The 12,226-nt window shown below is 61.5% G+C and carries 11 protein-coding genes; 9 read left to right on the forward strand and 2 right to left on the reverse strand.

Features of this window, described 5'->3' with window-relative positions; all coding sequences use genetic code 11:
• Positions 1–289 precede the first annotated feature (289 nt).
• The 9 genes from trpD to phhA all read left to right on the forward strand — a co-directional run bounded on the left by trpD (position 290) and on the right by phhA (position 9,680).
• Positions 290–1,282, forward strand: a complete 993-nt coding sequence (gene trpD, locus J7E24_RS11730; RefSeq protein ID WP_215138343.1) for an anthranilate phosphoribosyltransferase — start codon at positions 290–292, stop codon at positions 1,280–1,282.
• Positions 1,283–1,384: 102 nt separating this feature from the next.
• Positions 1,385–2,170, forward strand: coding sequence for an indole-3-glycerol phosphate synthase TrpC (gene trpC, locus J7E24_RS11735; protein WP_215138344.1), 786 nt, complete (start codon positions 1,385–1,387; stop codon positions 2,168–2,170).
• A 69-nt stretch (positions 2,171–2,239) separates the two neighbouring features.
• Positions 2,240–2,881: a phosphoribosylanthranilate isomerase gene (locus J7E24_RS11740; protein ID WP_251047167.1), complete on the forward strand. Its 642-nt coding sequence runs from the start codon at positions 2,240–2,242 to the stop codon at positions 2,879–2,881.
• Between the two features lie 119 nt (positions 2,882–3,000).
• A complete protein-coding gene (gene trpB, locus J7E24_RS11745) occupies positions 3,001–4,194 on the forward strand; it encodes a tryptophan synthase subunit beta (RefSeq protein WP_215138345.1) in 1,194 nt (397 codons plus the stop codon).
• 115 nt (positions 4,195–4,309) lie between these two features.
• Positions 4,310–5,086: a tryptophan synthase subunit alpha gene (gene trpA / locus J7E24_RS11750; protein ID WP_215138346.1), complete on the forward strand. Its 777-nt coding sequence runs from the start codon at positions 4,310–4,312 to the stop codon at positions 5,084–5,086.
• Positions 5,087–5,238: 152 nt separating this feature from the next.
• Positions 5,239–6,252 carry a 3-deoxy-7-phosphoheptulonate synthase gene (gene aroF / locus J7E24_RS11755; protein WP_215138347.1) on the forward strand — a complete coding sequence of 338 codons (1,014 nt, stop codon included), beginning with the start codon at positions 5,239–5,241 and terminating at the stop codon, positions 6,250–6,252.
• A 193-nt stretch (positions 6,253–6,445) separates the two neighbouring features.
• On the forward strand, positions 6,446–7,672 hold the full coding sequence (locus tag J7E24_RS11760; RefSeq protein ID WP_215138348.1) for an amidohydrolase family protein: 1,227 nt from the start codon (positions 6,446–6,448) through the stop codon (positions 7,670–7,672).
• Positions 7,673–7,931: 259 nt separating this feature from the next.
• Entirely contained in the window at positions 7,932–8,669 is a 738-nt protein-coding gene (locus tag J7E24_RS11765) for a phenylalanine-4-hydroxylase (RefSeq protein ID WP_251047168.1), read from the forward strand.
• 258 nt (positions 8,670–8,927) lie between these two features.
• Positions 8,928–9,680 (forward strand): phenylalanine 4-monooxygenase, encoded by a 753-nt coding sequence (phhA, locus tag J7E24_RS11770; RefSeq protein WP_215138350.1) that lies wholly within the window; start codon positions 8,928–8,930, stop codon positions 9,678–9,680.
• A gap of 166 nt (positions 9,681–9,846) precedes the next feature.
• Here the strand turns inward: phhA and J7E24_RS11775 are convergent, their stop codons facing one another.
• Both J7E24_RS11775 and J7E24_RS11780 read right to left on the reverse strand, forming a co-directional pair.
• On the reverse strand, positions 9,847–10,710 hold the full coding sequence (locus J7E24_RS11775) for a dienelactone hydrolase family protein (RefSeq protein WP_251047169.1): 864 nt from the start codon (positions 10,708–10,710) through the stop codon (positions 9,847–9,849).
• 108 nt (positions 10,711–10,818) lie between these two features.
• Positions 10,819–12,135 (reverse strand): ABC1 kinase family protein, encoded by a 1,317-nt coding sequence (locus J7E24_RS11780; protein WP_215138351.1) that lies wholly within the window; start codon positions 12,133–12,135, stop codon positions 10,819–10,821.
• Positions 12,136–12,226: the final 91 nt, after the last annotated feature.

The following is a 12,226-nucleotide window of genomic DNA, read 5'->3' on the forward strand; positions in this document are numbered from 1 at the left end:
GGCCCCGCGATGGTGGCCCAGCACGGCCTGCGCCCGGCGGCGCATGCGCGGGTGCGGCCCCCGGGCACAAGCCGCTTCCAGGGTGGTTATTTCGAGGGCTGTCAGCGGCAGAGGGGCTAAAATCATGGCCCAAAGATACGCCCATACGTACCACCCGTTTACTTATGCAACACTACTTAATCATGACGATTGCAACGAAGCGGTAGAGATGCTTCCACTACGCTGCGCTTCACTCAGCATGACTGTCTTTCATCAACGAAATCAACATAACCAGCGCGAATCAACGATTGTGAAACAACTTCTTGCCCAACTTTTTGATCAGCAGCTACTCACGCACGCCGAGGCCCACGAGGCCATGCTGCGCATCGGGCAGGGCGAAGCCAACGCTGCCGAAATGGCCGCTTTTATGAGCGTGTACCGCATGCGCCCGATTTCGGTGCCCGAGCTGGCCGGCTTCCGCGACGCGCTGCTGAGTTTGAGCCGCGACCCGGAACTGGGCACCCGCGACACCATTGACATAGTGGGCACCGGCGGCGACGGCAAAGACACGCTCAACATCAGTACGCTGGCCTGTTTTGTGGTGGCCGGGGCGGGCTACCACGTCACTAAGCACGGCAACATCGGCGTGTCGTCGGTGTGTGGCTCGTCGGATGTGCTGCGCGAGCTGGGTGTGAACCTGGCCGCCGACAACGACGCGCTGAAGCGGCAGCTGGAGCGGGCGAATATCTGCGTGCTGCACGCGCCGGCCTTCCACCCGGCCATGCGCCACGCCGGGCCGGTGCGCCGCGAGCTGGGCGTCCGTACGTTCTTCAATATTCTGGGTCCGCTCGTGAACCCGGTGCGGCCCCGCTTTCAGGTGGCCGGCACGTTCAGCCTGGAGCTGTTGCGCATCTACCATTACCTGCTGCAGCAAACCGATGCCCGCTACACCGTAGTCCATGCCCTCGATGGCTACGATGAACTCTCACTGACCGGGGCAGCCAAGCTGGCCACGCCCGCCGGCGAGCGGGTAGCCAACGCCGCCGACCTAGGCCTGAGCGCCACCCGTCCCGAGGAGCTGGCCGGCGGACACAACCCTACCGAGTCGGCCCGGTTGTTCGTGGACGTGCTCGAAGGCCGCTCCACTCGCGCCCAACGCGACGTGGTAACGGCTAACGCCGCCTTAGCCATTGCCTGCTGCGAACCAAATTTCAGCTTCGCCGAAGCCCTGGCCGCCGCTCAAGAGTCGCTGGATTCAGGAAGGGCGAGAAAGGCTTTGAAGCTTTTAGCTGACAGCTTTTAGCTGGTAGCTTTCGCTCGCGGCGCCTTTTACACCAAAACAGATTCCTATTAAAACAGAACATCAGGCTACCAGCTACCAGCTGTTAGCTAAAAGCTTAAAAAAATGACCATTCTGGATAAAATCATTGCCCATAAACGCCGCGAAGTAGCCGACCGTGAGAGCCTGGTGCCACTAAAACTGCTGGAGCAGAGCCTGTACATGGAGGCCAAGCCGCTGAGCTTGCGCCATTACGTGCTGCGCGACGATTTGAGCGGCATTATTGCCGAGTTCAAGCGCAAATCACCTAGCAAGGGCATTATCAATGCGCACGCGCCGGTCGAGCGCACCACGTTGGGCTACATGCAGGCCGGTGCGTCGGCGCTGTCGGTGCTCACGGACACCGAGTTTTTCGGTGGCCGCAACGAGGACCTGACCACGGCCCGGCGCTTTAATTTCTGCCCCATTCTGCGCAAGGATTTTGTGGTGGGCGAATACCAGATTATCGAGGCCAAAAGCCTCGGGGCCGATGCCGTGCTGCTGATTGCGGCTGTGCTCAGCGGCGAGGAAGTGCTGCGCCTGGGCCGGCTGGCCCGTAGCCTGGGCATGGAGGTGCTACTCGAAATCCATAACGAGCAGGAGCTGACGGCTACGCTGCACCCCGACGCCGTGAGCCTGGTAGGCGTAAACAACCGCAACCTGCACGATTTCGCCGTGAGCCTCGACGTTTCGGGCGAGCTGGCCCGCCAGATTCCGGACGAGTACGTGAAGGTGACCGAAAGTGGCCTGAACTCGGCGGCCGACATCCGGGCGTTGCGCGAGGTCGGGTACCGGGGTTTTCTGATGGGGGAGGCCTTCATGCGCCACGCCCGTCCCGAGCAGGCCTGCGCCGCGCTGGTTCAGCAGCTGTAAGGCGCTGCCGCTGCACTCGTTCCTGAACTTCGCTGCCCCTGTCCCGGTTGGCTCTTCAAAAACTACGGTATGGTACCTATTGCTCCCCTGCATTTGAAAGTCTGCGGCCTGCGGCAGGCTGGCAATATTTTGGAAGTGGCAGGCCTCGAACCCGATTTCATCGGTTTCATCTTCTCTCCCCAGTCCAAGCGTTTTGTGGGCGAAGAGCTGAGTGAGGAGCTGCTGAAGAGCCTGCCGGCCAGCGTGCGCAAAGTCGGTGTCTTTGTTGACCAAAGTACGGCTGAAATCATGCAGCAGGTGCGGCGTTTTGGCCTCGATTTGGTGCAGCTGCACGGTGCCGAGTCGCCAGCCCAGTGTGCCGAATTGCAAGCGGCCGGCGTGGGCGTTATCAAGGCGTTTGCGGTGGGCGAAGCCGTTGATTTCGCCACGCTGGAACCCTACGCGCCGGTGTGCAACTACTTTCTGTTTGATGCGGCCGGGCCCCAGCCGGGCGGCAACGGCACCCGCTTCAACTGGGAGCTGCTACGCCAGTATGCGTTGCCGGTGCCCTACCTGCTGGCCGGCGGTATCACCCCGGGCATGGTAGCCGAGCTGGCCCACCTGCGCCTGCCGGGTCTGTACGGCTTCGATGTGAACAGCGGCTTCGAAACGGCGCCGGCCCTAAAGGATGCGGCCGTGCTACGCCGGTTTTTCGCCGATTTACGGGAGTGATGTTCACTTCTTGATTTCCTCCGGCCAGCCCCTGTTTCTGGCTTGCCTTCCATCAGCATTTGTTTTCTCAACGAAAAGCTACCGGCTAGCAGCCAGCGGCTAACAGCTCAACCTATATTATGACTGCTCCAACCTACCAGCAACCCACCGAGCGCGGCTACTACGGCCAGTTCGGCGGCGCCTTCATCCCCGAAATGCTCTACCCCAACGTGGAGGAGCTGCGCCAGCAATACCTGGCCATCATGGCCGATCCGGCGTTTCAGCAGGAATACCAGCAGCTGCTGCGCGACTACGTGGGCCGGCCCACGCCACTGTTCGAGGCCAAGCGGCTGTCGGCCAAGTACAATACCCGCGTGTTTCTCAAGCGCGAAGACCTCTGCCACACCGGCGCCCACAAAGTGAACAACACGGTGGGCCAGATTCTGCTGGCCCGGCGGCTGGGCAAAACCCGCATCATTGCCGAAACCGGCGCCGGCCAGCACGGCGTGGCCACTGCCACCGTGTGCGCCCTGATGGGCATGGAGTGCATCGTGTACATGGGCGAGGTGGACATGGAGCGCCAGAAGCCCAACGTGTACCGCATGCGCCTGCTGGGCGCCGAAGTGCGGCCCGCCAGCAGCGGCAGCAAAACCCTGAAAGATGCCACCAACGAGGCCATCCGCGACTGGATTTCCAACCCCGTCGACACCCACTACATCATCGGCTCGGTGGTCGGCCCACACCCGTACCCCGATCTGGTGGCGCGCCTGCAAGCCGTTATCAGCGAGGAGATGCGCAAGCAGCTGCTGGAAAAAACGGGCTCCGAGCTGCCCCAGTACGTGGTAGCCTGTGTGGGCGGCGGCTCGAATGCGGCCGGGGCGTTCTATCACTTTCTGGAAGACGCTGAGGTGCAGCTGGTGGCCGTGGAAGCGGCCGGACACGGCGTGCATTCGGGCCACTCGGCGGCTACGTCGGTGCTGGGCAAGCCGGGCATTATCCACGGCTCGCGGACGCTGCTCATGCAGGACGAAGATGGCCAGATTACTGAGCCCTACTCGCTTTCGGCGGGCCTCGACTACCCCGGTATCGGGCCGCTGCACGCCTTTCTGGCCGATGCCGGCCGGGCGCAGTTCATCAGCGTTACCGACGACGATGCGCTGAAAGCGGTGGTGGAGTGTAGCCGCCTCGAAGGCATCATTCCGGCCCTCGAAACGGCCCACGCGCTGGCCGTGCTCGACCGAATTGGTGCCGGCCCCGACGATGTGGTAGTCATCAACCTCTCGGGCCGCGGCGACAAAGACCTCGAAACCTATATCCAGCAGGACTTGATGTAAGCCGTTGAAACGTCTGTCATCCTGAGCTTGCGAAGGACCTCATCACGATGAATGATAACCGCAGCAACGTGGTAAGGTCCTTCGCAAACTCAGGATGACAGTTTATACCAAAGCCATGAACCGAATTCAACAAGCCTTCCAGCAGGATAAAAAACTGCTCAACATCTACTTCACGGCCGGCTACCCGCGGCTCAACGACACAGTGCCCATCCTGAAAGCACTGGCCAGCGCCGGCGCCGACGTTATCGAAATCGGAGTGCCGTTTTCTGACCCGCTGGCTGATGGGCCGGTGATTCAGCAGAGCAGCAGCGTGGCCCTGCAGAACGGCATGAACATGCGGGTGCTGTTCGGGCAGCTGAAAGGCGTGCGCGAACAGGTGCCCAACACGCCGATTCTGCTCATGGGCTACCTCAACCCGGTGATGCAGTTTGGGGTCGAAAACTTCTGCCGCGAGGCCGCCGCGGCCGGCGTCGATGGCGTGATTCTGCCCGACCTGCCGCTCGACGACTATGTGGCCGAATACCAGGACATTTTCCGCCGTCACAACCTGCGGCCGGTGTTCCTCATCACGCCCCAAACCGCTCCCGAGCGCATCCGCCGCATCGATGAACTGACCGATTCGTTCCTCTACCTCGTGTCGGGCCCCGGCACTACGGGCGGGGCCAACACCCAGGCCGCGGGCGTGCAGGAAGCCTATTTCGAGCGGATTGAGGCCATGAACCTGCGCAACCCGCGCCTCGTGGGCTTCGGCATTTCCGACAAGCAGTCGTTTGAGAAGGCTTGCCAGCACGCCGAGGGCGCCATCATCGGTTCGGCCCTGATTCGGGCCCTGGAGGGCGCCGATGATGCGCCGGCCGCCGCTGCCGCTTTCGTTTCTTCCGTTATCAAGTAACCCAGGCAGTGAAGAACGACGTAGGGGCGGGGCTGTCCCCGCCCGCCGTTAGCGCCACATCAACGGTGCTTATTCAACGACAATCGTTCAACGGCGGACGGGGACAAGCCCCGCCCCTACATCGTGCTGCGAAAACCTTCCCTTACCACCCAATGATTCTCCAACTCGACCCCCGGATTTCCGCGCAGAACCAGCAAGAAATCGAAGCCCGGATAAAGGCCCTGAACTACAAATCCACCGAGGTGAAAACTCAGCGGGCGCATTACCTCGTGGCCATCGGCAAGGCCGAAATCGACCTGCGCAGCCTGGGCCAGCTGCCCGGCGTGCAGGATATCCACCGCGTATCCGACGATTACAAGCTGGTGAGCCGTAAGTGGCGCGTGCGCCCCACCGTGCTCGACCTCGGCGACGGCGTGCGCATTGGCGAGGGCACGCTGACGCTGGCTGCCGGCCCGTGCAGCATCGAGAGCGAGGCGCAGATGGAGAGCGTGATGCAGCACTTGCTGGACAATGACGTGCGCATTATGCGCGGTGGCGTGTTCAAGCCGCGCTCCTCGCCCTATTCGTTCCGGGGGCTGGGTATGGACGGGCTGAAGCTGTTTCATCAGATGGCCCGCGCCCGCGGCATCAAAATTATTACCGAAGTGATGCAGGTGTCGCAGGTGGAGGAGATGCACGACTACGTGGATGTGTTTCAGGTGGGCGCCCGCAACACCCAGAACTTCAACCTGCTCGATGCGCTGGGCGGGGTCGATAAGCCGGTGCTGATTAAGCGCGGCATTTCGGGCACGCTGGAAGAGCTGCTTTCGTCGGCCGAGTACGTGTTTTCGGGCGGCAACGAGAAGCTGATTCTGTGCGAGCGGGGCATCCGGACCTTCGAAACGGCCTCGCGCAACACGCTGGATTTGAACGCGGTGCCCATTCTCAAGGAGAAAACGCACCTGCCCGTCATCGTCGACCCCTCGCACGGCATCGGCCTGCGCGAGCACGTGGCCGCCATGGCCCTGGCCGGCGTGATGGCCGGCGCCGACGGTATCATCTACGAAACCCACGCAACGCCCGAAAAAGCCGCCTCCGACGGCGCCCAGACACTCGACTTCGACGAGTCGGGCCGCCTGATTCGTAACCTGCGCCGCGTGTACGCGCTGCGGCAGGAACTGGAGTAGTACACCGCTTTTTTCTGCGGTTCAGATTTAGATTTCGCTACTTGGCTGGAAGCCGAACTGTGCCGGTGCCAGGCCGTACTAACTGAGCCGAATGGGTTTCGGTTTCGGCCTTGTACTGGCTGAATTTCCTCTTCCGCCGGGCGGCACTATGTGCCCGGTTTCCGCGTTGCGGCGGACTTGTTTTCTATGCTGAATGCTTGATTTACTGATAAAAAACGCCCGGCTGGACAACCATGATGGCTGCGTGGATGTGGGTGTGGTAGCCGACAAAATTGAGCTGCTGGAAGCCAACATCACCCGCAAAGCCCGCACGACCATCGACGCCGAGGGCCAGTTTGTGTGCGCCGGCTTCTTTGAAACCCACATTCACCTCGACAAAGCCTGCATTCTGGACCGCTGCACCGTGCAGAAAGGCACCAAGGGCGAGGCCGCTTCAGTAACCAAGGAAGCCAAAAAGCACTTCACCGAAGAAGACGTGTTTGCGCGCGGTAGCCGGGTGGTGGAAATGGCCATCAAGAAGGGCACCATGGCCCTGCGCAGCTTCGTGGAAACCGACCCCCGTGCCGGCTTGCGCTCCTTCGAAGCCCTGAAGCGGGTGCGCGAGAAGTACGCCTACGCCATCGACATCGAGTTGTGCGCCTTCGCCCAGGAAGGCCTCACCGACGAGATGGAAACCTACGACCTGCTGCGCCAGGCCCTGCAGCAGGGCGCCGACCTAGTGGGCGGCTGCCCCTATACCGACGCCGACCCCGCCCGCCACATCGAGCTGGTTTTTGATTTGGCCCAGGAGTTCGACGTGCCCGTGGATTTCCACCTCGATTTTGACCTCGACCCCAGCCACACCAGCATCCCCAAAATTGTGGAGCAGACCAAGCGCCGCAACTACCAGGGCCGCGTGTCCATCGGCCACGTCAACAAGCTCAGCGCCATGCCCCCGGCCCAGCGCCTGAAGCTGGCCCGGCTGCTCCAGGAGGCCAATGTGGCCCTGATTGTGCTGCCGGCCACCGACCTGCTGATGATGGGCCAGGACCACTCGCACCTGATTCCGCGAGGCGTGGTGAATGCCAACGAGTTCAGCGCGCTGGGCGTTACCACGGCCATTTCCAGCAACAACATCCTCAACGCCTTCACGCCCTACGGCGACGCCTCGCTGGTGCGCATGGCCAACCTGTACGCCAACGTGGCCCAGCTCACCACCGACGACGAAATCCGGGACACCTACGAGATGATAAGTACTGATGCCGCCAAGCTGCTTTCGCGGCAGGCGCAGTTGCGGGTAGGCGGTCCGGCCACGTTTGTGCTGCTGGAAGCCACCGACGCCGTGGAGGCCATCCGCACCATTGCCCAGCCGTTGCTGGGCTACAAGAACGGGCGGCGCACGTTCTCCAATCAGAAGGCCGAAATCCACCCGCAAGCCTAAGTTGCGGGAGCAGAGGACTTCTCAGCTGAAAACTGTCCGCAGAGAAAGTACTAGCATCAGAAAAATATAGTTCTATATTTGCAATACCATGTTCAAACCAACCGCAACGCGCTTTATGTCGATTACCGTCTGCAATCTGCAGTATGGTAGCGGGCGGCGTGGCCGGTGCAACAGGTAGGGAATTTGAACAACCTCCTCCTCTGAACCTCAGCAAGGCCCGCTTCCGACAGGAAACGGGCCTTTTTTTATGCCTTTTGCCATGTTACAGCAACACTACGACCAGTACTCGGCCCAGGACCACTTGGTGTGGAAAGTATTGTTTGACCGCCAGACCGCCCTGCTACACAAGCGGGCCTGCGGGGCCTTCTGGCAGGGGCTGCGCGCCGCCGGCCTGCACCGCCACGCCCTGCCCGATTTCGGGCAGGTAAGCCAGCGCCTGCAGCAGGCTACCGGCTGGCAGCTGGTGCCGGTGGCCGGCCTGCTGGGCGATGCCGACTTTTACGGCCTGCTGGCCCGGCGCCGGTTCCCGGCCACGGTCTGGATTCGCAGCATGGCGCAGTTCGATTTCATTGAGGAGCCCGACCTGTTCCACGGCGTGTTCGGCCATGTGCCGTTGCTGATGGATGCGGCCTTCGCCGATTTCCTGCAGTTTCTGGGCCACGTAGCTACCCTGCACCTGCCCGACGCGGCGGCAATGGTGCGCCTGGAGCGGCTCTACGGTTTCGCGGTGCAGTTTGGGCTGGTGCGTGAGGGCGGCGAAACCCGTCTGTTCGGGGCCGGGCTGCTCTCGTCGTCGGGCGAAATTCATCACTATCTGTCTGAGGCAGCTCCGCGCCAGCCTTTCGAGTTGGCGGCCGTGCTCGAAACGCCCTACAGCGAGGCGCACCTGCAGGATGCCTACTTCGAGCTTAGCGGCTGGGAGCAGCTCACCGAAAGTGTGGCCGACCTGGCCGCCGTGCTGGCCGATGCCCCCCGACCAATGCTGGTAGCCAGCTAATGGGCTGCCAGTTCGATATAAAATTTCGGCTTTTCAGCCTGATCCTGGGCTGTTCAATTTTGACGAGCTACATTTGCATCCGATGACCCGCTTCACTTCCCGCTATTATGCTTATGCCTATTACGCCCCGCAAGGGAGCGGAGCGGCGGCGGCGTGCCGGAACCAGGAGTAGCAAATCCTCATCCAACGTCTTGTCAGGCCTGCTTCCGCTTCGTGCGGGGGCAGGCCTTTTCTTTTTCCCTCTTTTTCTTATTTGCAATGAACACGCTCCTCGAAACCACCGCCGCCCTCCAGCCCCTGCTCCGCCAGGAATATGCCCGCTACACCGCCGCCGACCAGCATGTGTGGCAGTTGCTTTTCGATAGGCAAATGGAGCTATTGCCGAGCCGCGCTTCTGATGCGTTTCTGGAAGGTGTACGCCAGGTTGGGTTTACCCGGGAGGCCATTCCTGACTTTAGAGAGGTGAACCCGCGCCTGCGCGAGCTAACGGGCTGGGAGCTGGTGGTAGTGCCTGGTATTGTAGACGATGCTATATTTTTTGGTTTGCTGGCCGAGCGCAAGTTTCCGGCCACCACTTGGCTGCGCACCCTGGCCCAGCTCGATTATCTGGAGGAGCCCGACATGTTCCACGACGTGTTTGGCCACGTACCGTTGCTGACGAACCCCGGTTTCGCGGCTTTCCTGCAGAACCTGGGGGCGGCAGCCGTGCAGCACCGTGAGCAGCCCGGCGCGCTCGAACTGTTCACGCGCCTGTACTGGTTCACGGCCGAGTTCGGTCTGATCCAGCAGCCCGAGGGCCTGCGCATCTACGGGGCGGGCCTGCTGTCGTCGCATGGCGAGGTGAAATTCAGCCTGGGCGAGCAGCCTACGCGCCTGTCCTTTAGCCTGCAGGGCGTGTTGGATACGCCCTTCGAGAAGGACAAATTCCAGGACCTCTACTTCGTGCTCGACAGCATGGACCAACTGCCGGAGAGCCTGATTGCGCTGGAGGAAATCATCGAGGCGAAATAGCAGGCCGGAGCATACCCGCTGGGTGTTCATGTGCCAACTCCCTCTCGAGTTTTTTCCTGAAGCAAATAAGAAAGGCTGCCTCATAGGGGCAGCCTTTCTTGTTGAGCAACACTGGGTTTTTAGGTGGGGCGCAGTTATATAGGTACCCGTTTACAAAATTTGCAGCCTATTTGAGCTTGAGGTTCTTTTTGAGGTAAGCGACGGAAGCGGCGTGAGCATCTTCGGCCATGGCCTTGCTATACTTGGGGTTCGAAGGGTTGGCAAAGGCATGGTCGGCATCGTAGGTTTTCACGGTGAGGCCTTTCTTGGCCGCCTTCATGTTCTTTTCGAACTCGGTTACCACTTCCTGATTGATCCACTTGTCCTGCTTGGCGAAAATCATCAGCACATCGGTGTTCAAAGTTTTGAGCTTGGCTACATCCTTTTCGGGCATGCCGTAGTACATCACCGCACCCACCGCCTGCTTGCCGGCCAGCAGCGCCGTCTGCAGACTCCAGCCACCCCCAAAGCACCAGCCGATGCTGGCCACCTGAGCCCGCGGGCCGGCATACAGCAGCGCCCCCTTAACAATGGCTTCGGCCCGCGCGGTCTTCACGGCCTGCATCAGCTTGCCGGCTTCGTCGGCTGTGGCGGCTACTTGGCCATCATACAGGTCGAGGGCAATGACGTTGGTGCCGGGCAGTTCCTTGGCCAAGCGGGCGGCCTCCTGCTTGATGTAGTCGTTGAGGCCCCACCACTCGTGGATGACGAAAAGGTACTTGTCTGAGCGGATGTTGGGCTTGATTTCGAAGGCCTTGCTCGTGCCGCCGTCGGTGGTCGTGAACTCTATCATCTCGCCGCCGCCGGCGTAGCGGAAGGGCAGGGGCGCATCGTGGCCACCCGAGAAATCCTCGTTGGAAGCCAGCATAGCGAAGGTTTCGGTGGCGTTGGGGCCGGCGGCCGGTTTGGCGCAGCAGCTCATGGAGGTTTGGGCCGAAGCCATGGAAACCACGCTCAGCAGCGCGGCGCAAAGGGTCCAGAATCTTTTCATGGGGAGAAATAAAAGGGTGCGAAAAATACCCCGACCCTTTTCGTGTAGCTACACTAATAGGCCAGGGTTGCTCTTAACCGGAAGACGGTAAATTGGTTTTGCGCCCCGCTATTCGGCGCCGGTGCGGATGCTGGCCCGGAGCTCGGTGAGCAAGGCGTAGAGGCCCACGTAGGTGCGGTTGAGGTAGATGAAGTGCTCGGAGCCGCGGGGTTCGCGCTGCTCCCGTAGCTCGGGCTGCTGCATCAAATCGTCGCCGAGGGCGTAGAGGGCCTGCATGTAGCTGGGGTCGCCGAAGTCGAAGCGGGGTTGGCGAAACGGGCGGCCCACCAGCTCCAGCGAGGCCCGCATGGTTTCCACGTAAAAGCTTCGCTGAGAGGGCGCGTCGGTGGCCTGGAGCACGCCGCCTTCTTCGAGCAGCGCGGCCAGCTGGGCCGGGTCGGCCAGGGTTTCGGGGGTGAGCAGGGCCGTGAAAAGGCGGTGCACATCTTCGGGAATTTCCTTCACGCAGCCGAAATCGAGCACGCCCACGCTGCCGCCGTTGTCGGAGCGCAGCAGGAAGTTACCAGGGTGCGGGTCGGCGTGCACCCGGCGTAATTCGTTGAGCTGGAACATATAAAAGTCCCAAAGGGCCTGGCCGAGCTGGTTGCGGATTTCCTGGCTGGGCGCCGTCAGCAGGAACTCGCGCAGGTGTTGACCGGGTAGCCAGTCCATCGTCAGGATGCGGGCCGCCGACAGCTCGGGGTAGTAGTGCGGGAACTGTAAATGGGCCAGATTAGCGCAGGCGGCGGCAATTTCCTGGCCCCGGCGCAGCTCCAGGGCGTAGTCGGTTTCCTCGATAAGGCGGGTTTCCACCTCCTGCATGTAGGGGCGCACGGTAGCCTCATCGAGCCCGAGTACGCGCAATGCCACCGGCTTCACCAGCCGGATGTCGGAGCGGATGCTGTCGGCCACGCCGGGATACTGCACCTTCACGGCCAGCTCGCGACCATCCTTGCGGGCGAAATGCACCTGCCCGATGCTGGCCGCCTGCCGGGCTTCGCGGTCAAACTCATCAAACAGCTCAAACGGCGACTTGCCAAACGCATCGCGGAAGGCCTTGACCACCAGCGGCCCCGAGAGGGGCGGGGTCTGGTACTGGGCCTGGGCAAACTGGTCGGCGTAAGCAGTGGGCAGCAGGTTTTTCTCCATCGCCAGCATCTGGGCCACCTTCAGCACCGAGCCCTTCATCTCGCTGAGTGTGCCATACAATTCGGCTGCGTTGGCGGCGTGCAAATCGGCCATCGTGCTGTCGGCGCCCACGGCCCGCTTGGCGTAGTGCTTCACGTAGTTGGCCCCCACGTTGAGGCCGGTTTTGGCAAACCGCGCCGCCCGCGCCACTTTGGTGGTCGGCAGCGAGGTGAGGGACTTGGCAGGGCTATCGGACATGCGAAAAGGGTATCGAGGGATGGTACTAACGAAACTGAACGTCATTCAGAGCGAAGCGAAGAATCTCGCATGCAACGGTAACTCCTTGCGT

The organism is Hymenobacter sp. ISL-91 (assembly GCF_018613725.1).
GTDB lineage: Bacteria > Bacteroidota > Bacteroidia > Cytophagales > Hymenobacteraceae > Hymenobacter.